This window comes from Bradyrhizobium sp. WYCCWR 13022 (genome assembly GCF_030435535.1).
GTDB lineage: Bacteria > Pseudomonadota > Alphaproteobacteria > Rhizobiales > Xanthobacteraceae > Bradyrhizobium.
Genome location: NZ_JAUIZJ010000037.1, coordinates 1 through 24,079 on the forward strand (window position 1 = coordinate 1; position 24,079 = coordinate 24,079).

Consider the following 24,079-nt stretch of genomic DNA (forward strand, 5'->3'; position numbering starts at 1 on the left):
TCACATCCGAGGAATGCGCCAACTACCTGAAAAACTCAGGCTATCGAACTTAATGCCATCATGCTTTAGAGCAGAATTTCCGCCGGCCGAAACATTTGCCGGATCACATCTTGCGTGCAGGGCACCATGTGCGCTGCGGCCTTGCCGCGGCAGGCATTCGCTGTAATCTGACCTGAAAGAGACAAGGAATGAGGTCGATGGGGGGAGTTCTGGAAGGCGTGCGCGTCCTCGATTTCGGACGCTATATCGCGGGGCCGTATTGCGCGACGTTGCTGGCCGAGTTCGGTGCCGAGGTCATCAGGGTCGAAAAGCGCGACGGCAGCGAGGACCGCTTCGTCGCACCTGTCGGCGAAAGCGGCGAGGGCGCGCTGTTCCTCCAGGTCAACCGCAACAAGAAGTGCATCACGCTCGATCCGATGACGGAGCAGGGGCAGGAGGTGATGCGCCGGCTGATCGCGACCGCGGACGTCGTCGTCGCCAATCTGCCGCCGCAGACCTTGCGCGCGATGAAGCTCGACTACGAGCAGTTGAAGGCGATCAAGCCCGATATCATCCTGACGACGGCCACCGCATTCGGCGGGCCGGGACCGTGGTCCGACCGCGTCGGCTTCGACGGCGTCGGGCAGGTGATGTCGGGATCGGTCTACATGACCGGCGCCGGCGATCCGCCTTACCGCGCGGCCGTGAACTGGGTCGATTTCGGCACTGCGCTCCATTGCGCGTTCGGCACGCTCGCGGCGCTGATCGAGCGCGGCAAATCCGGGCGCGGGCAGATCGTCGAGGGCGCACTGCTCGCGACTGCTTTGTCCTTCACCAATGCGACGCTGATCGAGCAGGCGGTCATCAATGTGAACCGCGTTCCGACAGGCAATCTCGGCCAGACCGCAGCGCCTGCGGATATCTATCGCACCAGGGATGGCTGGGTGCTGTGCCAGGTCACGGGCCACCCGCTGTTCAAGCGCTGGGCCAGGCTGATGGGCGAGGAGGAGCTTTGGCTGAACGATCCGCGCTTTGCCGACGACATCAGCCGCGGCAATAACGGCCCTGTTATCAGCGAGCGGATGGCGCGCTGGTGCGCGATGCGCACCACGCAGGAGGCTGTGGATACCCTCGGCAAGGCGATGATTCCAACCGGGCCGGTCTTGAGCCCGCAACAGGCGCTCGACCATCCGCACATTCGCGCCGCAGGCTTTCTTCAGGACGTCGACTATCCCGGCCTGCCGAAGCAGGCGCCGGTGGCCCGCGCGGCAGTGCGATTGTCGGAAACGCCCGGCGAGATCGCGGCGCGTCCACCGACGCTTGGCGAGCATACTGATTCGGTGCTCGCGGAACTCGGCTACGACAAGGCTGCGATTGCAGCGCTGCGGCAGGGCGGCATCATTTAGCCGCTGCATCGAGACAAGAGTGGAAATGGGCCGGCTCGTCTGCTAGACGACTGGCGGCTCATCCTCGCGCTTTTCTGCGTTGGCCGGCGACCTCTGCGTCGCATGAGGTTCTGGGGAGGCGCGCACTCGCGCGCCCCGTCCTATCTGCATGACCATCCGCGACCGACCAGGCATGAGTTCGGCGGCGCATGGCATTGATGACTGTTCACGACGAGAAACGGATTCACGTGCGTCATTCCAAGACATTGCGACCGGCCAAGAAAGCGGCGGTCAAGAGTTCGCCCAAGAAGCGCGCGCTCGCAAAGAGCCCGACCAGCAGACGCTCGCCAGGCAAGGCTTCGCCGAAGCCGAGCAAGGGCGCGCAGCGCGCATCGATCTCCTCGTCGTCGCCGCTCGGCATGATGGCGCTGCATCTCTTGGCGCAATGGAAAGAGTCCGGCCGCAGCGGTCTCGTGTTCCTCGCGGAAAGCGAGAACAGGGCGGAGCGGCTTGGCAGCGTCATTCACGCGCTCGATCCGTCGTGTGAAGTGCTGGTGTTTCCGCGGCTGAACACGCTGCCGTTCGACCAGTTGGAACCATCGCGCGAGATCGCCGGCCGTCGAGCCTCGGTGCTGCGGCGCCTCGCCAAATCGAGGCAGCCGATCTTTCTGGTCTCGACGGCTGAAGCCGTGATGGAGCGCCTGCCGCCGCCGGCGGGCCTGTTGCGCCTGAACACGTCCTTGAAGGTCGGCGGCACCTACTCCGAGAGCGAGCTTCGCGTTCGCCTCGAAGAGCTGGGCTATGACCTCGACGACGAGCCGGATTATCCGGGCGGCGCGCTGTTTCACGGCCAGACCTTTGAAATCTTTCCCGCCGGTGCCTTGGGACCGTTCCGGGTGGAGCATTCCGGGCGCGCGATCAAGCGGATCGTGGCGTTCGATCCGCAAGAGCACGACATCATCTTCGAAACGAAAGAGCTTCTCGTCGATCCCATGTCGGAGCGGCTTGCGATCACCGGCGCGCGGGCTAGGCGCGCGACGCTGTTCGACTATTGCGGCAAGGCCAAGTGGATCGCGGACGCCGGCGTTGCCGTACATGCCGATGCCTGGTTGAGCACGATCGAGGAGGCCGCGGGCCGTGCCGACCGGGAGCGCGAGTATCTGGGACGCAGCGACTGGAAGCAGGCGACCCGCGGCATGAGGGTGCTGCAGCGGACCGCTCCGTTCCAGGCGACACCGGAATTCTCAAAACTGTCGTCCGCAAGGAAAGCTCTTCGCGCCTTCGTCGAGGACGTCAGGCACGACGGCTCGCGTTTCATCTTCGTCGCGGCGCAGGAGGAAGACCTGCGCGCGATGGAGCGGCTGAGCGGCGTGCGCACGGAGCGCGTCGCGGATTGGGCGGAGGCTGAGGCCGCGCGCCAACGTGACGTGGCACTGCTCGCCGATCTCGATGGCGGCTTCGTCATCCCGGGCAAGAAGCCCGCCGTCGTCCTGACCGCGACCGACGTGCTCGGCAGCCGCGCGCATCATCCGCAGCCTATGGCGCGAAGCTGGAGCGCGGCCTTCGATCATGCCGACGTGCCGGAGCAGGGCACGGTGGTCGTGCATCTCCAGCGCGGCATCGGCGTGCTCGATGGCTTGCAGACCGTCAACACCGGCGGCGGTGCGATGCGCGAGATGGTCCGGCTGTCCTTCGCCGGCGACAACGCGGTCCTGGTGCCGCCGCCCGATCTGGCGCAGATGTGGCCCTACTCGACCGAGCGCGGCAAGCTCGCGCTCGACAAGGCGGATGGCAGCACATGGTGGGCCCGCCGCGGGGAGGCCGAGCAGGAGATCCAGGCCGCCGGCAAGGTGCTTGCCAGGCACATCAGCCAGCGCAAGCGGCGCAAGGCGGCCAAGCTGGTCCCGCCGGGAGCGCCTTACGAAAAATTCGTCGCGCGCTTTCCCTATTTCACGACCATCGACCAGGCCAAGGCGATCCACGACGTGCTGGACGATCTCGCCTCCGGCCATCCCATGGACCGGGTGATCTGCGGCGATGTCGGCTTCGGCAAGACCGAGGTGGCGCTGCGCGCGGCCGCGGCCGTGGTGCTCTCGGGCAAGCAGGTCGCGATTGCGGTGCCGACGACCGTGCTCGCCCGGCAGCACGTCGCAACCTTCCGCAAACGTTTTGCGCCACTCGGCATCGAGGTCGGCAGCCTGTCGCGCGCCACCTCTGGCGCGGAGGTGCGGGAGACCAAGGAAGGCCTGCGCAGCGGCCGGATCCAGGTCGTGGTCGGCACCCAGGCGCTGACCTCGAAGGACGTGAAGTTCGACGATCTCGGCCTCGTCATCATCGACGAGGAGCAGCATTTCGGCGCCGCCGAGAAGGCGAAGCTGTCCGGTCTTGCGAAGAATGCCCATACGCTCTGGATGAGCGCCACGCCGATCCCGCGCACGTTGGCCGCCGGCCTTGCCGGCTTCCGGGATCTCAGCGTCATCGCATCTCCGCCGGTTCATCGGTTGCCGGTCGCAACCAAGATCGCGCCGCTCTCGGACGCCGCGATCGCCTCGGCCCTGCTGCGCGAACAGCGGCGGCACGGGCAGAGCTTTCTGATCTGCCCGCGCATCCAGGATCTCGAGCCGATGCTGGCGCGGGTGCAGGCGGTGGCGCCCGATCTCAAGATCGTCTGCCTGCACGGCAAATTGCCGGCGGACGAGATCGACGAGCGCATGATGACTTTCGTCGAGGGCAAGGCCGACGTGCTGCTCGCCACCAACATCGTCGAGAGCGGCCTCGATATCCCGCGCGCCAACACCATCGTGGTGTGTTGGCCGGAAAATTTCGGCCTCGCCCAGCTGCATCAGCTGCGCGGGCGTGTGGGGCGCGGCGGCATTCGTGCCTTCGCTTATCTCCTGACCGAGTCGGCTTCGGCGCACTCCGAGAAGCGGCTTGCCGTGCTGGAAGAGTTCAGCCGGCCGGGCGCGGGCTTTGCCATCAGCGAGCGCGACCTCGATCTGCGCGGCGCGGGCGATCTGTTTACGGAGCAGCAATCCGGCCACGTTCATGTCTTCGGGCCGATCCTCTACAGCCATCTGCTCAAGATGGCCTCGGAGAAGGTCGATGACGGCATGTCCGTGGTGTGGGTACCGGATCTCAATCTGCCGGTCGCGGACATGCTGCCCGCGAGCTACGTGCAATCGGCGCCGGTGCGGCTCGAGCTCTATGCCCGCGCCGCGCGCTGCGCCGATGAGGACGATCTCGACGATCTTGAGGAGGAGACCTCGCGCCGCTTCGGACCCTTGCCGCAGGGCGGGCGCGATTTCTTTGCGGCGGCGCGGCTGCGGCTGGATTGCAAGCGCAGAGGTATCATCCGGCTCGACGTCGGCCAGAGCGCGGTGGCAGCGACGTTCCTGCCGGGTCGGCTGCGGAAGTCGAAGGGCAAATCCCTGCAACGCGACGGCGACCGAGTCGTCTATCACAGCCCGATGCGCGATGCTCCGTTCGAGCGGGTCGAGGAATTGCTCGAGCTTCTCGACGAGTCGTGAGCCAGCTCAGAGCGAGCTCCCGCCGCAGATCACGAGCTGCTGGCCCGTGATGGCAGCGGCTTCGCCTGAGAGCAGGAACGCCACGGCGGCTGCGACCTCTTCCGGCTGAATGAAGCGGCCGATCGGCGGCAGTTTTGGTGCGACGTTGGCGCGCGTCGGATCCTTCAGCATCGGCGTTTCGGTCGCGGCGGGCGCCACCACGTTGACGGTGATTCCGCGCGGTGCGAGCTCGCTCGCCCAGGACCGCGCCAGCGCCACCAGCGCCGCCTTCGTCGCGGCATATTGACCGCGACCGGCTGCGCCCGAAGCGGTACGGCTGCCGATGAAGACGATGCGTCCGCCCCGCGGCAGGCGCGGCGCCAGCGCGTCGGCGAGACGCCCGGCAACATCGACATGCAGCCGCCACATCGCAGCGCCGTCGTCGTGGTCCAATGATCCGAGCGGACCCACCTTGAGCAGGCCTGCGGCGTGAACCAGCGCGGTCGGCGCGATGGCAGCAACAGCGCTCGCGATGGTGTCGACATCGTTGAGATCGAGTGCCAAATGCGTGAACGCCGGATTGTCGAACCTCCCAGCACGCCGACTGATCCCGGTGACGCGCCAGCCGTCGCGCAGCAGGCGCTCGATGATCGCAGCGCCAATCCCCGAGCTGGCGCCCGTGACGAGCGCGTGCGGCCGCTTGTCCATCAATTCAGCCCTGCTTCACCCACGCCTCGGTCACGCGGACATATTTGATGGCGCGGCGATGGAAGGTAAAGGCCATGTGAATCGCGCCGTCGGCGGTCTGCTTGACCGAGGGGTAGGACAGCTCGCGGTTGGTCTGGTCGCGCGAATTGTTGGTCATGCAAAAACCGTCGCCGATCTCGACATTGCGCTTGCGCCAGCTCTTTCCGCCGTCGGCCGAGATCGCCAGCGTCATCGGCGCCCGCGGCGCGCCCCAGAACGCGGTGCGTCCGTCTGCGTTGCTGCCGTCGCCGGCGAGTACGGGCGGAAGGTCGTCCTCGATCTCGTCATAAAGCGAGAGGCGGCGCCCGGTCGCGTCCCTGGCGCTGGAATCGTTGAAGACCAATGCGAGGTGACCGTTGTCAAGCCGCGTCAGCTGGATCGAGGAGTTGTTGTTGGGCAGCGCGGTCGCGACCGGCGCCGACCAGGTCTGGCCGTGATCGGCCGAGCGGCTCTGATAGATGTTGTCGGCCCAGCGGCTGCGATACATCGCAACCAGCGAACCGTCGTCGAGGCGCGCGATGCTCATATGCACGCAGCCGCGGCTGCCGGGGACGTCAACATCCCGCCAGGTCTTGCCGGCATCGGAGGAGATCTTTACCGCGCTGGTGTCCTCGTCGCCATTCCATTTCCGGCCCGGCGTGCTGTGGCAATAGAACACAGGCAGCAGCCAGTCGCCGTTGTCGAGCACGACGATCGGCTGGCGGATGAAGGTGCCGCGGCCGCGATGCTCGGGGAACAGCGTCTCGATCGGACCCCAGCTCTTGCCGTTGTCGCGCGAGAGACGGCGGCGGATGATGGCGGTGTCCTGGTTGCCGGCGAGCTGCGCCGTCCACATCAGCCACAATGTGCCATCGGGGGCGGGGAACAGCACCGGGTTCTGCTCGGAGCGACCGGAATCGTCGGAGAGCTTCTCCGCGCGCGACCACTCCGCCGCGCCGCGGGGAAGCCGCGAGAAATACACCGAAATGTCGGACATGCCCTCCTGCGTGCCGCCGAACCAGACGCAGGCGAGATCGCCATTGGCGAGCGACATCAGGTTGGCGGCGTGGTTCTGCACGCACGTTGAGGGGATGAAGGCGTCGAACCTATCAGGGTCGCCGGCCGCCACGCGAACGGCACCGTCGGCCGTGATCTCGAGTTCGGCGGTCACGTCGAAGTCCTTTCAGCGAATGCATTTGGTTGCGCGGCCTGCGGCGCGGCAGGCGCCTGGCCCATCACCAGGCGCTCGATCGCCATCACCAGCAGCGGCGTCACCGCGGCGATGTACATGTTGTCGATGCCGAAGGGATTGCCGAGCACGTACCAGACCGTGGTCGAGACGGCGGCGCCGATCAGACCGGCGGTGGCGCCGCGGTTGCTGGCGAACAGCGGCAGGTAGAAGCCGAGCATCGCCACCATTGTGATTGACAGCCGCAGTGCGCGGGTGAAGAACGACAGTTTCAGGATCTCCGGAATGAAGAACACGAACACCAGCGGCACGATCGCGATCACGATCGAGAACACGCGCGTCATCTTCAGCTCGCGCTCCGGCGACGGCTTCCAGTAGGGCACGTAGAAGTCGCGCACCACGAGCGAAGCGATCGCGAGCGCGACGGTGCAGACGCTGACGAAGATCGAGGCGACCAGCGAGGTCGTCACGAAGGCGGAGGCCAGCGGCGGCATCTTCTCCAGGAACACCGGCAGCGCGTAGAGGCTGTTCATGTCGGGGTAGAGATATTTCGCGGCAACGCCGATCAGCGCGAGCAGGAAGCCGAGCGGAAGGCAGAACGCTGCGGCGTAGTAGGTCGCCTTGCGGGCCTCGTCGGCGCTCGGCGTCGAGGCGATCGCCTGCACGATGAACTGCGTCGAGAAGATCGCGCCGACCGTGCCGAAGGTCCAGGCGAAGATGGTCGCAAAGCCGATCTTGCCATCCCAGCTGAAATAATAGGCCGGCAGCTTGGCCTGGATCGGCGCGATGCCGCCGGTCAGCGACATCGCGACCGCGAAGATGATGATGATGCCGACGACCTTGAAGGCGCTGTGCAGGATCGTCACCCAGGCGACGCCCTTCAATCCGCCGAACACGTAGTAGAAGGTCGAGACCACGGCGATGATGCACATCGCAACCGGCAGGCTGACATGCAGCGCGGTCGCGATCGCAGCTGCGCCGCTGACATAATTGCCGACATTCACCAGCAGCAGCGCGTAGATCATGATCACCGACACGGTAAGCATGGTCGACTTGCCGTATTTCTGCGCGATCGCCGCCGAGATGGTGTACTCGCCGGAATTGTAGAGCTTCTTCACCATCAGCATGCCGAACAGCAGGAAGCCGATCGAGGCGCCGAGCACGGCCCAGCCGGCGGCCATGCCTGACTGGAACGCCTCCTGCGCCGTGCCGACGGTCGATTTGGCGCCGACGAATTCGCTCATCATCAGCACGCCGACGACCACGGCCGGCATCGCGCGCGACGCGGTCATGAACTGATCGCTGGTGCGGCTGCGCAGCTTCAGCGTGAGCCAGGAGGTGAAGGCGATATAGGCGATGATCATCGTGACGATGAGCGTGCTTTCGCCGTTGAGCAGGGCTTGCATCTCTGACGTTTCCTCTGGTGGCGCAGGGATGCGGCGTTGTGAGCCCGCTTTTACCCGGCGGCAAATGTTCGGAATGCGAACAATTGTTCTTGAAATTCATTAAACCCGTCCGGGCGCGGTGCGTCAAGGCGCGCGGCGTCGAGGCAGCGGGGAAATCCGGGTTCCTGAGAGCAAGGTGGAGCTATGACGCGGCCGCTATCGAGACGGCATCATCGCGTGCAAGCGCATCTACTCGGCGCTGCGCTTCCAGGCGCCGGTGCCGAGCTTGCCTGTGATCACAGCCAGTGCATCGTGGATTTCGTAGACGCCGGCGTCGCTATAGCCTGCCAGGCCCCTGATGGCGTGCAGGGTCCAGTGGCCATTCGCGGCGGTGATCGTGCCTTCGTGCGCACGAGCCGAGCGCTGCGGCTCGGCGTGGAATTTGTAGGTGCCGTCGCCCATGATCTGCCAGATCCAGCGCGACTGGCCGCGGCCGCTCGGCACCATGATTTCCCAGGTGCCGACCAGCGCGGGATCGATCGTCGGCGTCCGCGGCGGAGCAGGGGAGACAGCAGCCGGAAGCGCTTGCTCACTACCAGCCGCTGGCCGGCCCGCGAGGTAGATCGCCTTGCGCGACAGCGAACCGTAGACGAATGGCTGTTGCTCGTTGCGGGTCGCCTCCATCACGTCGTCGCGGACATTGCGGAACATGAAGGTGACCTCGACACCGGGTGCTTCGATGTTGCGCAGGAGTGCCGCTGCAAACGGGCTGTTGCGCGCGTCGCCGTCGAGCGCGGTCGTGCCGTCGCGTGCGGCATAGGCGACGAGAACGTTGCCGACAGGCTCGATGCGGCCGAGCCCGCTCACGGGGGCCGCGCGCGTCGCGATCGACCTGTTCATCTTGGCGGCAAAGGGATTGTTGCGGCAGGCGTCCAGGATGACGAGGCCGAGGCTCGTGGTGTTGGATACCTGCTGCATCACGCTTTGCAAATTGATGGCTTCGTTCGCCGCGTCGGTGTCGCGCTTCAGGTCCGCGTCAACAGGGATCAGCCAGTTCTCGCCGTTGATCTCCATGCCGTGGCCGGCGAAATACACCGCCGCCATGTCGGCGCCGGCGGCGTCGCGCCCCAAGGCGATCAGGCTGCGGCGCATCTCATCGAAGCTGGCATTGGTCGCCAGGGAGACCGTGAAGCCAAGCCGTTTCAGCGCCGCGGCGATATCGCTCGCATCGTTCGGCGGATTGAGCAGCGCGGGCACGTTCCTGTAGGCGCCGTTGCCGATGACGAGTGCGACCCGCTTGCCTTCCGCGGCTTCAGCCGTCGAGGCCACACCCGCGAACGCAATTGCCGCCGTCAACCCCGAAACGAATTCGCGCCGGTTCATCCGGATCTCGCTGCCTTGAACCAGCGTCTATTCTAGCGCAACCGATCCGGCGGAGCCACGGGGCCGCCTCTAGTTCGCCGACAGCGCCGTCTTGGCGACTTCGGCCATCCAGCCCGATGCCACCGGCAGGATCGCGTCGTTGAAATCGTAGCGCGGGCCGTGCAACTCGGCGCCGTCGCGCAGGGGTCCGTTGCCGATCCACACGAACGCCCCGGGGCGCTTCTGGAGATAGAAGGCGAAATCCTCGCCGGCCATGCTGGGCGCGAGGTCGCGCCGCACTTTTGCCCGCACCTTGTCCGCGGCCATGCGCGCGAGGCCGGCTTCCTCCGGCGAGTTGATGGTCACGCCGACGCCCATGACGATATCAGGAGTGACCTTGACGTCGAAGCTCGTGGCGATGCCGGCGCAGATCTCGCCGATCCGCGCGAGGATGACGTCCTTCACCTCGTTGCGGTGATGCCGCAGCGTGCCGCGGATTGTGACCTTGCCGGCGATCTGGTTGGGCGCGGTGCCGCCCTTGATCGTCGACAGCGAGAGCACCGCGGTGTCGAGCGGATCGACGCTGCGCGACACGATTCCTTGCATCGCCACGATCAGGTGGCCGGCCGCCATCACGGGATCGCGGGTCAGATGCGGCATGCCTGCGTGGCCCGCATGTCCCTCGATGGTGATGGTGACGCGTCCGCCGGAGGCCATGACCGCCCCGTCATGGACCGCGATGGTGCCGGCCTCGAGGCCCGGCCAGTTGTGGAAGCCGAACACGCGGTCCATCGGGAAGCGCTCGAACAGCCCGGCCGCGACCATCGCGCGCGAGCCGCCAAAACCTTCCTCGGCCGGCTGGAAGATGAAATCGACGGTGCCGCTCCAGCTCGTGTCCGCCGCCAGCAGCGCGGCGGCGCCGAGCAGCGAAACCGTATGCCCGTCGTGTCCGCAGGCGTGCATCACGCCTGGAGTTTTCGAGGCGTAGGCGAGGCCCGTATCCTCCGTGATCGGCAGCGCGTCCATGTCGGCGCGCAGGCCGACGCGCCCTTCGGCAGATCCGCGCGTCAGCGTCGCGACCACCCCGTGCCCGCCGATGCCGGCTTCGAAGGGAATCCCGAGCTCGGTCAGCCGCTCCTGCACGAAGGCGGCGGTGGCCTTCTCCTGCAGGGACAGCTCGGGGTGGGCATGCAGATGCTGGCGCCACGCAGTCAGTTTCTCGTGCAGTTCGGGGGGCAAAGGCGCAGCTCTTTTTGATGATGACGGCTGTCACCACTCTAGCCGATTATCCGCGCCCCGCATCAAGCCCCTTGGAATGCCTCTCGTGCAGCAATGCGTTCCTACGGCGAAAGCTTCGCCAACCCCTTCCAGTCGAAGCTGATGCCGTGGCCTGGACGGTTCGGAGCTACTGCCCTGCCGTCCTCCAGCACCAGGGGATGATCGATATACCTGTCGAGGCCGAAGCCGTGCGCCTCGAGATACGACCGGTTCGGGCAGGCCGCGAGCAGATGCACGGTGATGTCGTGGGCGCCGTGGCTGGTGACGGGCAGGTTGAAGGCCTCCGCCAGCCGCGCGATCTTCATGAAGGCGGAAACGCCGCCGCAATTGGTGACGTCGGGCTCGGGGTAGGACACCGCGCCTGAAACGATGTAGTTCTTGAACTCCCACAGCGAGCGCAGATTCTCGCCGGCCGCGATCGGCACGCCGCCGGCCTGCATGATGCGGGCATGGCCCGCGACATCGTCGGGGATGACAGGCTCTTCCAGCCAGGTGAGATCGTACGGCACGAAGGCGCGGGCGGCACGGATCGCTTCTTCCACCGTCCATTTCATGTTGGCATCCGCCATCAGGGGAAAGCCGTCGCCGAGATGCTGTCGCATCGCCGCGACGCGCGCGACGTCGGATTTGAGATCGGGCCGGCCGACCTTCATCTTGATGGCGCGAAAACCCTTGGCGAGATTGCCGTCGGTCTGCTTGAGTAGTGCCTCGACCGAGAGATCGAGGTCGATGCCGCCGGCGTAACAGGGCACGCGCGCGTCGAAACCGCCGAGCAGGCGGAACAGCGGCAGCTTGGCGCGCCGTGCCTTCAGATCCCACAACGCGATGTCGAGCGCGGAGAGTGCCAGCACCGCCGGCCCGCCGCGTCCGCCATAATGCAGGCCCCACCACACGTGATGCCAGATCGCTTCGGTGTCGTCGGCCTCGCGGCCCTCGACCAGCGGCGGGATCTCGCGCTTCAAAATATCGGCGACGGCGCCGCCGTTGCGCCCGACCGTGTAGGTGTGGCCGACGCCCTCGGCGCCATCGGCATCGCGGATGCGGCAGGTGATCAGCTCGAACGCCGCGATCTCGCCATGGGTGGAATCGGACAGCGTGACGGGGAGGGGGATCCGGTAGAATCCGGTCTCGATGTCAGCGATGCGTGGCATGTGGCCTCCCTGCGTTTTTCTTTGCAGGCTAGGCCGATGTGCGCTGCCCGGCAAGCGCGGGCAGCGCAGGGCACCTCAGCGCATCGTCGCGAGCTGCAGCGCCAGTGCGCAGGCGCGGTCGTATTCGTCCAGGTTGATCCACTCGTCGATCGTGTGCGCCTCGTTCTGCCCCGCGCCGAAGGTCACGGTCGGGACGCCGTGGCGGACCATCCAGTTGGCATCGAGGCCGCCATTGGCGGCGCGGACGTTCGGCGTGCCGCCGACGGCGGACACCGCCTCGATCGCACGTTTCACGACGGGCAGGTTCTCCTTCATGCGGAACGGATAATAGTCGGTCTCGGCCTTGAACTTGACCTTGCCGGACTTGCCTTGCGCATTGGTGACCTTCTTGGCCGCCTTCTCGAACGCGGCCTTGTAGGCTTTCGTGATCTCCTTGAAGAACTTTCCGTCATGGCTGCGGCATTCGCCGCGCACATGCACGTAGTCGGTGACGACGTTGGTGGCATCGCCCGCGGGACGGCCTTCGCCGCCGGTGACGGGGCCGACATTGCTGGTGCCCATCCGCGCGCTCGTGCCCTTGCCCTTCACCACCTTGCCGAACCAGCCGCCGGCCTTCACGTCGGCGAGCGCCAGCGCCATGATCATGGTCGAGGAGATGCCGCGCTCCGGCGCAACGCCGGCATGCGAGGCGCGGCCGAAGATCTCGACGGTCCAGCGGTCGGCGCCGACCGCGCCGATCACGACGTTGGAGGCCGAGCCGCCGTCGTAGTTGAAGGCCATCACCGGCGAGCCCAGCTCGTCCAGCTTGACGTGACGCGCGCCGTAGAGCCCGCTCTCCTCGCGCACGCAGAACAGCAGCGTGATCGGCGGATGGTCGAGCTTCTGCTTCTCGAGCTCGGCGGCAAGCGTCACGAGCACGCCGCAGCCGCAGCGGTTATCGCCACCGAGCGCGGTCCTGGCCTCGTTGACGATCTTGCGGCCGGATTTCTTCGGCTTGGCGCCGGCGCAGAGCGGCACGGTGTCCATGTGCGTCATGAACATGATGCGCGGCTGGTTGTGCAGCGCGCCGCGGCCGGGCAGGTCGACGATGAGGTTGCCGGTTTCGGTCGGCACGGGAATGCGGCTGTTGGCGTCGTCGAGGCGGATCGCCTTTTCAGGCACGCCGCTCTCCTTCAGCGCGGCGGTGAGCTCACGCCCGATCGCCGCCTCCTGTCCGGTGACGCCTTCCACGGCGAGGAAGCGCATGAGGCGGTCGGTGGCGGCTTTGGCGTCGACAGGCATGATTGATGTCCTCAGGTACGAACCGCCCATCCTACGAATGGGGCGAGGTGTAAGTCAAAAAGATCATCACCCCCACGAGCAGCATCGCCGCCATGAACAGCAGCACCGCCGGCAGCCCCGCGAAGGCCGCGACCGCACCTGACATCGACTGCATCAGTGCGGTGCCGAGGAAGAAGGCGAGGTTCACTGCGGCCAATGCCTTGCCCGCCACTTGCGCGTCCACCAGTTGCCGGCACATGCCGAACAGCAGCGGTTGCGCCGAGGTTGCAAGGCCAATCAGCACGAACAGCACGAGATCATATTGCGGCGGCATGACCGGCACGCCGAACAGCCATGCAACCGCATAATGCGGCGCGCCGAGCGCCATCAGCACCACCAGCAGCGCCGCCAGCGTGTGCGTGCCGGCGACGAGCTCGCGGCGGCGGCCGATCCTGCGGTCGATCATCCCGATGCACAGGGGGCCCGCGATCATCGCCAGCGTGTAGGCGCCGAGCTGATTGCCGGCCTCGACCCGCGACAGGCCCTTGATCTCCATCAGCCATGGCCCGCCCCACAAGCCGCGCAGCACCAGCGAGGTCGCCAGCGACACCATCGCCAGCGCGATCAACCCACGAAGCGGGCGAGATAAGCCGAGCCTGAGCACCTCGATCATCTGCGACAGCGGCGAGGAATCGTCCTTGTGCTCGGCCGGCTGGTTCGGCACCAGCGCGAACACGGCGAGCGCCACCACGACGCCCCCGAGCGCCGCGATCCAGAATCCGGCGCGCCAGCCATATTGATCGACCACGAAGGCGAGCGGGCTCGACGACAGCAGCATGCCGATATTGCCGATCGACAGGATCGCGCCCGACCACAGCCCGAAGCGCGCCGCCGACAATTGCTTGGCGGCCAGCGTCATCGGACACATCAGCAAGCCCGATGTCGCAATGCCCAGCAGCAACTGGCCGAAGGCAAAGCTCGAAGGCCCCGTCGCAAAGCCCGACGCGATGGCGCCGACGATGGTTCCCGCGAGCAAGCTGAGCGACACCGGCCGCACGCCGAAGCGGTCCATCGCCGCGCCGACCGGGATCTGCGAGGCCGCAAAGGCGAAATGATAAACCGAGGTGAGGCTCGCCAGCGCCTGCGGCTGCACATGGAAATCCGCCGCCATCAGATCGAGGCTGAGCGCCGGGATGGTGCGCAGCAGGGTCGACAGCATGTGCCCGCAGGCCAAGGCCACCAGCGCAAGGATCAGCGCGCGGGTGCCATGTCCCGCTTCGTCATCGGCAACCGCACTCATCAGCGTCCCGTCCCGGCAAGGTATTCGCAAGCGTTTTGGCCGGGTTACATGATTGGCGAGGGCATGCCAATGCTGCGAGGGGGCGGCTTATCGCATGGCCCGCCAGCCGTGGCGGCATTGGCCCGTAGCAAGCTCAGACAGATTTGGGCCGGTGGGTGAAGAGGGGAAAGCGCCTCTGGTCCGCGATCGCGTAATCGGTGATAAGCATGGGGCGGGACCATCAAGCCTATCGGGGAGCGCAAAAGTGACCGCAAAGCTTGGCCGGATCATTCTTCTTGGTGCATTTGCAATGTTCTCCGCGCCTGGCGCGGCTCACGCGGCAACCGTCGTGGCCCTTGGCGCCAGCAACACTTTTGGCAAGGGCGTGTCGCGCAGCCAGGCCTATCCCGCACAGCTCGAAGCGCTTCTCCGCGCGAGGGGTCTGAGCGTCCGCGTCGTCAATGCCGGCATCAACGGTGACACCACGGGAGGCATGCTGGCGCGCCTCGATCGCGTGGTTCCGAAGGGAACGAGCGTCGTGATCCTTCAACCCGGCGGAAACGACCGGAGGAAGCTCGCCGCCGACAACACGCCTGCCATCCAGAGCCGGCTGGGCGCGATGGGCATCAAGGTCGTCATGCTTCCGAACGGGATGCTGCGCGGCCTGCCGCATCAACCCGATGGGCAGCATCTCACGCCGGAGGGCTATCACATGCTGGCAGAGCAGCTGGTCGGCGAAGTCGCCGCCGCCCTGGGCAAATAGCGTCGTACCGTCTGTTGGGCCGCCACGCGCAACCAGGTCGGAAGGAGTCATGCGATGAAGATGATCAAGGGACCTGCAATCTTCCTCGCTCAGTTCGCAGCCGACGCGGCGCCGTTCAATTCCTTCGATGCGATCTGCAGATGGGCCGCCTCGCTCGGCTACATCGGCGTGCAGATCCCGAGCTGGGATGCGCGGCTGTTCGATCTGAAGAAGGCGGCGGAGTCGCAAGGCTACGCCGACGAGGTGAAGGGCGTCGCCGCCAGTCACGGTCTCGCGATCACGGAGCTTTCGACCCATCTCCAGGGCCAGCTCGTCGCCGTTCATCCGGCGTATGATTCCGTGTTCGACGGCTTTGCCGCGCCCGAAGTGCGGGGCAATCCGAAAGCGCGCACCGAGTGGGCCGTCGACCAGGTCAAGTCAGCGATCCGCGCCTCGAAGCGCCTTGGGCTCACGGCGCACGCGACCTTCTCGGGCGCACTCGCCTGGCCCTACATCTATCCGTGGCCGCAACGTCCGCCCGGTCTGGTCGAGGAGGCCTTCGACGAGCTTGCGAGGCGATGGCGGCCGATCCTCGACGAGGCCGACGCGCACGGCGTCGATCTCGCCTATGAGATTCACCCCGGCGAAGATCTCCACGACGGCGTCTCCTACGAGATGTTTCTCGACAGGGTGAACAACCACCCGCGCGCGAACCTGCTCTACGACCCTTCGCACTTCGTGCTGCAGCAGCTCGACTATCTCGACTACATCGACATCTACCACGAGCGCATCAAGGCGTTTCACGTCAAGGACGCCGAGTTCAACCCGACCGGCCGGCAGGGCGTCTATGGCGGATTCCAGGGCTGGGTGAACAGGGCCGGCCGTTTCCGCTCGCCGGGGGACGGACAGATCGATTTCGGCGCGGTGTTCTCGAAGCTGACGCAGTATGACTACGACAGCTGGGCGGTGCTCGAATGGGAATGCGCGCTGAAGCATCCCGAGGACGGCGCGCGCGAGGGCGCCGAGTTCATCAGGAACCACATCATCCGGGTCACCGAAAGGGTCTTCGACGATTTCGCCGGCGCCGGCACCGACGTCGAGATGGTCCGCAAGATGCTCGGCATCACCTGAGCGAGGCAACAGATGGCAATCGAGGCAGGCAACGAGACCGGCGGCCACCGCCGCATCCGGCTCGGCATGGTCGGCGGCGGGCAGGGGGCTTTCATCGGCGCGGTGCATCGCATCGCTTTCAGGATCGATGACCAGTTCGAGCTCGTGGCGGGTGCGCTCGCCTCGGACCCTGCGCGCGCCATGGCTTCGGCAAGGGAGCTCGGAATCGCGGCGGACCGCGCCTATGGCGGCTATGAGGAGATGGCACGAGCGGAAGCGGCCCGGCCTGATGGCATCGAGGCGGTCTCGATCGTCACCCCCAATCACATGCATGGTCCGGTGGCAAAGGCTTTCCTCGCAGCCGGCATCCATGTGATCTGCGACAAGCCGCTGACGACTGGTGTCACGGAGGCCGAGGAATTGGCGGCGCTGGTGAAGAAGACCGGCAAGGTCTTCGTCGTCACGCACAATTATGCGGGCTATCCGATGATCCGCCAGGCCCGCGCCATGGTGGCATCAGGCGATCTCGGCGAGATCAGGCTGGTCCAGGCCGAATATCTGCAGGACTGGCTGACGGAGCGGCTGGAGGCCACGGGCCAGAAACAGGCGGCGTGGCGCACCGATCCGGCCCGCTCCGGCGCCGGCGGCTGCATCGGGGACATCGGAACGCATGCCTATCATCTCGCCTGCTTCGTCAGCGGGCTCGAGCTCGACGAGCTGCTCGCCCAGCTCTCGACCTTCGTGCCGGGCCGGCTGCTCGACGACGACGTCCAGATCCTTCTGAGATGGAAGGGTGGCGCCAAGGGCTTGCTGTGGGCCAGCCAGGTCGCTGTCGGCAACGAGAATGGATTGAAGCTGCGCGTCCACGGCACCAAGGGCGGCCTCGAATGGGCGCAGTCCGATCCAAACTATCTCTGGTTCACGCCCTACGGCCAGCCGAAACGATTGCTGACCCGCGGCGGCGCCGGCGCGTTGCCGGAGGCCGGACGCGTCACCCGCGTGCCGTCCGGTCATCCCGAAGGCTACCTCGAAGGATTTGCGACGATCTATGCCGAAGCCGCGCGCGCCATTCGCGCCGCCACATCAGGCGTCAAACCCGATCCGGCGGTGATCTACCCGACCGTGCATGATGGGCTCGCCGGCATGAAGTTCATCGACGCGGCGGTGCGATCATCCGCGGCGAATGGCGCCTGGGTTCGCGTCGATCGATGAACGCCAACTGCAGGCAATCCGAGTCTGCGCTCATTCCCAAGCAGACGTTCCCGCGCGCTGGAGCAGAGGCCGGCTTTCGACCCAACTCCGGCCTGGGAGCCTTGTCTCCGCGCGCTTTGTCGGCTTCAATACCTATGGTGACGACGCGCCTGTCCGCTCCAACTCTGATGGCTCAATCGAATGAGGAGACGGGATTTTCTTGCACTAGCTTCGGCGAGCGCACTTGCCTGCTCCGCGCACGCGCAACAGTCCGCTCGGCAAAGGCGAATTGGAATCGTTCTTCCGGGCTGGGACGGTACCAAGATCAATCCCGTTGAGGCCGAATTTCTAGACGGGTTGGTTCGTCACGGTTACGTGGAAGGGCGCAATCTGATCGTGGACCGTTATGCGGCCATGGGCAGCATGGATCGTTTCGCTGATTTGGCAGCAACGGTAGTTGGCAATCACCCGGAGGTTATCGTGACAGGCGCGCCTCCGATGACCTTAGCCCTGAAAGCTGCAACTCAGACGATTCCAATCGTTACCGTCATCGGCGATCCAGTGGCATTGGGGCTCGTGTCCAGTCTAGCGCGACCGGGCGGAAACGTCACAGGCATAACGGTCGATGCGGGTGCTGAGCTTAGTGGTAAGCGGCTGTCGCTCTTGCGGGAAACTCGACCCGATGCAACCCGGCTCGCCTACCTCTCGTCATCCCAAGCGATGCAGCAACCTCAAGCAGCGATGGCGAAACAAGCGGCGGAAGAACTAAAGCTTTCCTTTCTGCACGTCGACCTCGGTAACCGTCTAAATGAGGGAGCCTACAAGGCCGCCTATGACTCGGTCGTGAAGGTGGGTGCCGAACTCTTGCTGGTTTCGGACGAACCTCAACACCTGCCGAACAGTAAGGTGTTGGTCGGTATCGCAACGAACGCGCAAATCCCGGCCATGTATCCGTTTCGCGATCTCGTGGTCGCAGGGGGCCTTATGGCCTATTACCGTGACTTGTTTGATGCGTTCCGCCAAGTTGCTGATCAGGCGGCTCAGATACTCGATGGTGGAAATCCTGCAGAAATGCCATTTCGTCAACCTACCTCCTTCAAGTTCTCGATCAGCACCAAAGCGGCGCGAGAGATTGGGATTACTATCCCACCAACCTTGCTCGCCAGCGCCGACGAGGTGATCGAATAGTGCGCGGATTTTGCGGCGCTGCATGAGCACGAAGACGCAGCTCGGCTAATATGATAGGCGTTGGTGGTGGAACACTAAAATTTGTTCTTGAGACTTCATTCTAAGCGTAGAACGTCCCGGGACGTTGGAGCCAGATATGGCCCATTTTGTTATGCCGCAAACTCAATACGCGCGCAGCGGCGACATAAACATTGCGTACCACGTCATTGGCGACGGACCGATCGATCTTATGATCATCCCTGGCGCGATCTCGCATATTGAGCTCATTCTCGAGCTGCCGGGCGTAATCGACAACGTGCTCCGGCTAGCTCGCTTCGCTCGGATCATAACTTTCGACAAGCGTGGCGTGGGCCTGTCGGACCGAGTACCGGGGGTGCCGTCACTTGAGGAGCGCGTAGACGACATTCGTGCGGTGCTGGATGCGGTGGGGTCCCGCAAAACGGCTCTGTTGGGTTTCTCAGAGGGCAGTGCCATGAGCCTTCTGTTTTCCGCGACTTATCCAGACCGTGTTTCCCACTTGGTTCTAGCGGGCGGGTTCATTCGAGCCGGTTACTCCGTCCCTGAAGCTCAGTTTGAGGCAATTGCGGACCAGATCGTTGCTGGCTGGGGCTCGGGGCAAATGATGAAACGCGTCGTCGGGATAACGGAGGGTACAAAGGAGCAGCTCGCGGCCCTAGGAAAATTCGAGCGGATGAGCTGTAGCCCAGGTGCGTTCAAAGCAGTGATGGTGATGAATCGACGCATAGATGTCGAACCTATTTTGCAAAGTGTGCGGGTGCCAACTCTTCTACTTCACAGCAAGATGGATGCTGTTGTTCCCGTCGCTGAGGGACGGAAGCTGGCGCATGCGATTGTTGGAGCAAAGTACGTCGAATATGACAATCTTCCGCACGGTCTTCTACTTACTCCGGGATGCGAAGAGGTGATGGACGACATCGAGGAGTTTGTCACAGGGCACCGACCTGACATTCCGGATGACGTTGACCGCGTCCTGGCGACCGTATTGTTTACCGACATAGTCAACTCAACGACACGAGCGATAGAGCTCGGGGATCGTCGTTGGCGCGCTCTCTTGGACACTCATGATCGCTTGGCCGCTCAAGTCGTCGAGAAGCATCGAGGAAAGATAGTCAAAAACACAGGCGATGGGATTTTGGCCATGTTCGATGGCCCCGGACGCGGTGTTCGTTGCGCTCTGGCGCTCGGTGAAGCCGCCCAGCAGATTGGCCTACCCTTACGTGCGGGGCTGCACACGGGTGAGGTCGAGATGCGTGGCGACGACGTAGGTGGGATAGCGGTTCACGTCGCTGCCCGGATTATGGGGCAGTCGGGCGAGAACGAAGTTTTTGTGTCGCGCGTCGTTACCGATTTGGTTGCCGGTGCCGGATTAACGTTCACAAACCGAGGCTCGTTTGATCTCAAGGGACTGCCGGGGCATTGGGATTTGTTCGCGGCCGTTCAATAGCTCAGACGGCGTAGACGACACATTCAGCTCGTGTCTCCTTGTGGCCCGTGGCTGACCCAAGGCGGGGAACGGCTGAAGTCCGCTGATGGACCCAGAGCGGTCATCGAACTTTCGTACGGTATCGTCCATCGTCGAACTCATTTAATGTTCGCCTTTTAATGTCGGCCTTTGTTCAACATGCTGTCACCCATTGGGAGCATTTGAGTAGAGAAAATGAAGCGGCGCGATCTCATCACGATGATTGCGGTTTCCGCGGCAGGCTGGCCGCTATCGATCCGGGCAGGCCAGTCGGCGGGTCCTCCCCTGATTGGCGTCTTGTTCGCCGACAGTGCCGAAAGCCCTTTCGCCAAATTGTTCACGGCTGCGTTTCCCCAGCGGCTTGAAGACCAGCGCAGTCCGGCGTCCGGCGCTAAAGCAGTAATCCAGTATCGTTTTTCAGGTGGAGACACCGATGCAACGCGGGCCTGCGCCAAAGAACTAATAGAGATGCGACCGTCTGTCATTGTTGCCGTGACGAATACGTCAATGGCGGCTTTGCATCACGAAGCTACGACTATTCCGGTTGTATTTGTAAACGTCAGCGATCCAGTAGGAATGGGATATGTTGAAAGCCTGTCGCACCCAGGAGGCAGTGTCACCGGCGCCACGCCGTTCGAACCGTCGATGGGCAGCAAGTGGTTGTCTTCCTTGAAGGAGCTGGCGCCCTCGATTGAAGGCTTGGGCGTCATCTTCAATCCTGAGCCGGGCAACAACTCCATGGGTTTCTTGCGGGCCATCGAAAGTGCCGCACCATCTTTCGCTATCAAGAGGATCGTCACTCCACATGCAAACAGCGCGGACATCGAACGCACCATCGTCGACCTCGGAAACACGTCACGCCGCGGTTTGGTTTTTCTCCCGGATGCCGTCACGTATGCGCGTCGAAATGAACTCGTCCAATTGATAGCAAGGCAGCGCCTTCCGGCAATCTACCCTTGGCGCGATTTTGTCGTCGCCGGTGGGCTCATATCTTACGGTCCCGATGCGGGGTACACGGACGAATTCCTCAGAGAAGTGGCGGGGTACGTCAATCGTATCCTTACAGGAGAGAAGCCAGCCGAAATGCCGGTGCAAGCGCCCACAAAGTTGGTTTTAAGTATCAACGCAAGGACGGCGAAAGCGCTCGGTCTCGAAATCCCAGCAAGGCTAATGGCGCTCGCTGACGAGATGATTGAATAGCTCGCAAAGCTACTTCCGGCAGAACGGCGCTGTTGACCCAACGCCGACATGCGCTCGGGCAGGCAAGGTTTTCTTTTGATCCGCGTCACTGGCGCAAGATCATCCGTGATCTGCCGCTCTGAAGCGCCAGCTTCAGCCGCATCAATTTGGGCTAATCGACGTCCTCTAGGGGCGCGCCTGTAAACGGAACGACCGACGCAAGTAGGCGTGTGATCTGAATCACTGATCGTCGCTAGTAGTTGCCGTATCCCGCAACTACGAGGAGAAGTATCCCTTCGTAAAACAGGAGATTGCAATGAAGACGAACGCTGCTGAGCGAGAAATCGATACGCTTTGCGATAGCGAATTGGATTCAGTTTCCGGCGGGCGGCCAAATGATATTATGAGAATCTGGCTACCTAACATCGGGATGGAAATTTCGTGCACCCCGGACGGAAGCCACAGCTGGGTCGATTGGCCTACTGTCTTACACTGATCGCGCCACAGCGGCCCGGGCCGTGGTAGGTCCGGGCCAGCTTCTAGGCGGGCCGCGCTGCCGATCCTCCCGGCGTCTGCGGCGGCAGTCCAGCAAAACTGCTATAAGCCGTTATGGCGTACCAACGGTGTGATCGAGGGATGCCCGCGTGTGGCCCGTCGCTGCCGCATCCTACGACCGAGGATATGTCGGCTGCTTGGCCCGTGGCTGACATGTCGAGGTCGCGAGCGGCGCCTGCTTTTGATCCGAAGCAGACTAATCCGTGTTTATGGAAAATTGAGCATCTTTGGCGCGATTGATTGACGCGCCGGACATGCACAACGAGAAGTAGTTAGCGCTGGGCATCTGATCGCGAGGGAGGATGGCAATTGCGTTTGGGGCTCATATTCCCCCTTGCGGTCGGGATTATAGTTTTCTTCACCGCATTGGCGTTCCTGCTGCTGCGAGCACCGATAACTGCCGAACGCTCGATCGGCGCGCAAACATTAGAGCCGATCGAAGAAAACCCAACCGCTCACAAGGCCGGTGGCGCGGGCTTCACGTTGATCGCTGCTGCTGGCATCGGGATACTCTGGTTCTTTGTTTGGAAGTTGATAGCAATCACACTGCAATACCTGTTTGTAAGCGGAACTTCGTCGCGCGGATTTCCAGTAGTGTCGCTATCTTTCGCCATTTCGGTAGCAGCGATGTGCGTGATCGTTCTGCTTTTACGTCACGTCAGCGAACGTCCCCCGTAGAGCCGTCCACACATGGCCCGTAGCCGACTTACGGCGGGGAGCGACCGAAGTTCGCTAGTGACCCCTGAGCGGAAACGAGGTCGTCTAGACGGGCCGCCTCCTTCCCGTCTGAAGTTCTTGGAATTTACCAATTTCAGATGAACAGCGGCCAGCTCTGCATCGGTCGCGCGCTACAGCCTCACTTACGTCAAGGACGGTGGCCGTTGGCTCATCGTCGATCATCATTCCTCGGCGTTGCCATCACCTCCGAAGCAAGGCTGCGGAAGGCGTGGTCGGCTTGTGGACCCAAGGCGCTCTTTTGGCCTCTAGCCCTGCGACCGTTGTGTGTGGTCATATGATCGCCATGGGCGTTACACGGCGGGAGGACGAATGAAGCGGCGCGAATTCGTGGGACTGATCGGGGGTGCAGTGACGTGGCCCGCGGTCGTGCGAGCGCAGCAGTCGAAAAAAATTCCCAGGGTCGGTGTCCTCTGGCAGGGAGCAAATGCCGAGACCCATCCGTACTTCAAGCCGCTGCGCGATGGCTTCAAGGCCATTGGATATGGCGAGGGCAGCATAATCTTCGAGGATCGGTTCTTCGACAAGAATTCGGAGAACCTCGATTTGTTGGCAAGGCAATTGGTTGAGTTGAAGTGCGACGTTTTGATGGGAATCACCATTCCGCCGGCCCTGGCGCTTCAGCGGGCAACGAGCAGCATTCCCATTGTCTTTGTATACAACCCAAATCCGGTGGGATCCGGCCTTGTGTCGAGCCTCAATCGTCCAGGAGGAAATGTCACGGGAATCGCGCATGTCACGGCGTATCTTGCCGCGAAGCGCGTGGAACTGCTCAAGGATACCATTCCCTCGCTGTCGAGCGTTGCAGTGATCTGGGACCCGAGTCCTGCATTTCATTTTGCCACCCAGCCAGAGCTCGAGGATACGGGCAAAGCCGCAAAACAGCTCGGACTGTCATTCGGGTCGTTCGAATGCAGCGGCCCGGAAGGTCTTGAAGATGCGTTTTCGAAGGCGAGTCGGTTTGGCGCGGCGATACTCGGCGCCAGTGGGTGGCACGTCTTCGTATTGCGGCGAATAGCGGAACTAGCCGTTGCAGCAAAGCTGCCGGTGATCGGTCAGGCTGATCCTTATCCTGAAGCCGGGCTTTTGATGTCCTATGGAGCAAATTGGACGACAGTCGCCCGAGACGCGGCTCCGCTGGTGAAGAAAATTCTCGAAGGTGAAAAGCCCGAAAACATTCCGGTTCAGGAGCCGACGGCGTTCGATCTGGTGTTCAATCTCAAGACGGCGCAGGTGCTCGGCCTTCAAGTCCCACCAATCATGCTGGCACGAGCGACACGGGTAATCGACTGAAAGTGCCGTCTCCGGAGGTTTCCTCCGGCCTGTGTGAGACCGCGCGATGAGCGCTGGAGATGTCCGCCCATTGGGTCTGAACTGCTATCCGGCATCGCATTCG

The 24,079-nt window shown here is 63.7% G+C and carries 18 protein-coding genes; 10 read left to right on the forward strand and 8 right to left on the reverse strand.

The window, feature by feature from the left end:
• Window positions 1-197 precede the first annotated feature (197 nt).
• Both QY049_RS34765 and QY049_RS34770 read left to right on the forward strand, forming a co-directional pair.
• Window positions 198-1,385 carry a CaiB/BaiF CoA-transferase family protein gene (locus QY049_RS34765; protein ID WP_258762700.1) on the forward strand — a complete coding sequence of 396 codons (1,188 nt, stop codon included), beginning with the start codon at window positions 198-200 and terminating at the stop codon, window positions 1,383-1,385.
• A gap of 398 nt (window positions 1,386-1,783) precedes the next feature.
• Window positions 1,784-4,891 (forward strand): DEAD/DEAH box helicase, encoded by a 3,108-nt coding sequence (locus tag QY049_RS34770; RefSeq protein ID WP_258767021.1) that lies wholly within the window; start codon window positions 1,784-1,786, stop codon window positions 4,889-4,891.
• Between the two features lie 6 nt (window positions 4,892-4,897).
• Here QY049_RS34770 and QY049_RS34775 read toward each other — a convergent pair whose 3' ends face one another.
• The 8 genes from QY049_RS34775 to QY049_RS34810 all read right to left on the reverse strand — a co-directional run bounded on the left by QY049_RS34775 (window position 4,898) and on the right by QY049_RS34810 (window position 14,521).
• Window positions 4,898-5,578, reverse strand: coding sequence for an SDR family NAD(P)-dependent oxidoreductase (locus QY049_RS34775; protein WP_258762699.1), 681 nt, complete (start codon window positions 5,576-5,578; stop codon window positions 4,898-4,900).
• 4 nt (window positions 5,579-5,582) lie between these two features.
• Window positions 5,583-6,767, reverse strand: a complete 1,185-nt coding sequence (locus tag QY049_RS34780) for an exo-alpha-sialidase (protein ID WP_258762698.1) — start codon at window positions 6,765-6,767, stop codon at window positions 5,583-5,585.
• Window positions 6,764-8,191, reverse strand: a complete 1,428-nt coding sequence (locus QY049_RS34785) for a sodium:solute symporter family protein (RefSeq protein WP_194477140.1) — start codon at window positions 8,189-8,191, stop codon at window positions 6,764-6,766. The genes QY049_RS34780 and QY049_RS34785 overlap by 4 nt, the downstream gene beginning before the upstream one ends.
• Window positions 8,192-8,419: 228 nt before the next feature.
• Window positions 8,420-9,553, reverse strand: a complete 1,134-nt coding sequence (locus QY049_RS34790; protein WP_258762693.1) for a caspase family protein — start codon at window positions 9,551-9,553, stop codon at window positions 8,420-8,422.
• Window positions 9,554-9,622: 69 nt separating this feature from the next.
• A complete protein-coding gene (locus QY049_RS34795) occupies window positions 9,623-10,771 on the reverse strand; it encodes an amidohydrolase (RefSeq protein WP_301270448.1) in 1,149 nt (382 codons plus the stop codon).
• Between the two features lie 101 nt (window positions 10,772-10,872).
• Window positions 10,873-11,961, reverse strand: coding sequence for a mandelate racemase/muconate lactonizing enzyme family protein (locus tag QY049_RS34800; protein WP_258762691.1), 1,089 nt, complete (start codon window positions 11,959-11,961; stop codon window positions 10,873-10,875).
• Window positions 11,962-12,036: 75 nt separating this feature from the next.
• Window positions 12,037-13,242, reverse strand: a complete 1,206-nt coding sequence (locus QY049_RS34805; protein WP_258762690.1) for a M20/M25/M40 family metallo-hydrolase — start codon at window positions 13,240-13,242, stop codon at window positions 12,037-12,039.
• A 31-nt stretch (window positions 13,243-13,273) separates the two neighbouring features.
• Entirely contained in the window at window positions 13,274-14,521 is a 1,248-nt protein-coding gene (locus QY049_RS34810) for an MFS transporter (protein WP_258762688.1), read from the reverse strand.
• A gap of 244 nt (window positions 14,522-14,765) precedes the next feature.
• Here QY049_RS34810 and QY049_RS34815 point away from each other — a divergent pair, with 244 nt between their 5' ends.
• The 8 genes from QY049_RS34815 (at window position 14,766) to QY049_RS34850 (ending at window position 23,976) form a co-directional block, all read left to right on the forward strand.
• Window positions 14,766-15,263, forward strand: a complete 498-nt coding sequence (locus QY049_RS34815) for a GDSL-type esterase/lipase family protein (RefSeq protein ID WP_309493927.1) — start codon at window positions 14,766-14,768, stop codon at window positions 15,261-15,263.
• Window positions 15,264-15,317: 54 nt separating this feature from the next.
• A complete protein-coding gene (locus QY049_RS34820; RefSeq protein WP_258762687.1) occupies window positions 15,318-16,373 on the forward strand; it encodes a sugar phosphate isomerase/epimerase in 1,056 nt (351 codons plus the stop codon).
• 12 nt (window positions 16,374-16,385) lie between these two features.
• Window positions 16,386-17,564, forward strand: coding sequence for a Gfo/Idh/MocA family protein (locus QY049_RS34825; protein WP_258762686.1), 1,179 nt, complete (start codon window positions 16,386-16,388; stop codon window positions 17,562-17,564).
• Window positions 17,565-17,744: 180 nt separating this feature from the next.
• The gene (locus QY049_RS34830; RefSeq protein WP_258762685.1) at window positions 17,745-18,731 is read left to right on the forward strand and encodes an ABC transporter substrate-binding protein; all 987 of its coding nucleotides are present in this window, start codon (window positions 17,745-17,747) and stop codon (window positions 18,729-18,731) included.
• 136 nt (window positions 18,732-18,867) lie between these two features.
• On the forward strand, window positions 18,868-20,196 hold the full coding sequence (locus QY049_RS34835) for an adenylate/guanylate cyclase domain-containing protein (RefSeq protein WP_258762684.1): 1,329 nt from the start codon (window positions 18,868-18,870) through the stop codon (window positions 20,194-20,196).
• Between the two features lie 213 nt (window positions 20,197-20,409).
• On the forward strand, window positions 20,410-21,414 hold the full coding sequence (locus tag QY049_RS34840) for an ABC transporter substrate-binding protein (RefSeq protein ID WP_258762683.1): 1,005 nt from the start codon (window positions 20,410-20,412) through the stop codon (window positions 21,412-21,414).
• 843 nt (window positions 21,415-22,257) lie between these two features.
• A complete protein-coding gene (locus tag QY049_RS34845) occupies window positions 22,258-22,626 on the forward strand; it encodes a hypothetical protein (protein WP_258762682.1) in 369 nt (122 codons plus the stop codon).
• A gap of 369 nt (window positions 22,627-22,995) precedes the next feature.
• A complete protein-coding gene (locus QY049_RS34850; protein ID WP_258762680.1) occupies window positions 22,996-23,976 on the forward strand; it encodes an ABC transporter substrate-binding protein in 981 nt (326 codons plus the stop codon).
• Window positions 23,977-24,079 lie beyond the last annotated feature (103 nt).

Bases quoted from the DNA above. Each gene is read 5' to 3' on its own strand.
- QY049_RS34765 (WP_258762700.1), top strand. From the start codon at position 198: ATGGGGGGAGTTCTGGAAGGCGTGCGCGTCCTCGATTTCGGACGCTAT.
- QY049_RS34770 (WP_258767021.1), top strand. From the start codon at position 1,784: ATGATGGCGCTGCATCTCTTGGCGCAATGGAAAGAGTCCGGCCGCAGC.
- QY049_RS34775 (WP_258762699.1), bottom strand. From the start codon at position 5,578: ATGGACAAGCGGCCGCACGCGCTCGTCACGGGCGCCAGCTCGGGGATT.
- QY049_RS34785 (WP_194477140.1), bottom strand. From the start codon at position 8,191: ATGCAAGCCCTGCTCAACGGCGAAAGCACGCTCATCGTCACGATGATC.
- QY049_RS34790 (WP_258762693.1), bottom strand. From the start codon at position 9,553: ATGAACCGGCGCGAATTCGTTTCGGGGTTGACGGCGGCAATTGCGTTC.
- QY049_RS34800 (WP_258762691.1), bottom strand. From the start codon at position 11,961: ATGCCACGCATCGCTGACATCGAGACCGGATTCTACCGGATCCCCCTC.
- QY049_RS34805 (WP_258762690.1), bottom strand. From the start codon at position 13,242: ATGCCTGTCGACGCCAAAGCCGCCACCGACCGCCTCATGCGCTTCCTC.
- QY049_RS34810 (WP_258762688.1), bottom strand. From the start codon at position 14,521: ATGAGTGCGGTTGCCGATGACGAAGCGGGACATGGCACCCGCGCGCTG.
- QY049_RS34820 (WP_258762687.1), top strand. From the start codon at position 15,318: ATGAAGATGATCAAGGGACCTGCAATCTTCCTCGCTCAGTTCGCAGCC.
- QY049_RS34825 (WP_258762686.1), top strand. From the start codon at position 16,386: ATGGCAATCGAGGCAGGCAACGAGACCGGCGGCCACCGCCGCATCCGG.
- QY049_RS34830 (WP_258762685.1), top strand. From the start codon at position 17,745: ATGAGGAGACGGGATTTTCTTGCACTAGCTTCGGCGAGCGCACTTGCC.
- QY049_RS34835 (WP_258762684.1), top strand. From the start codon at position 18,868: ATGGCCCATTTTGTTATGCCGCAAACTCAATACGCGCGCAGCGGCGAC.
- QY049_RS34840 (WP_258762683.1), top strand. From the start codon at position 20,410: ATGAAGCGGCGCGATCTCATCACGATGATTGCGGTTTCCGCGGCAGGC.
- QY049_RS34850 (WP_258762680.1), top strand. From the start codon at position 22,996: ATGAAGCGGCGCGAATTCGTGGGACTGATCGGGGGTGCAGTGACGTGG.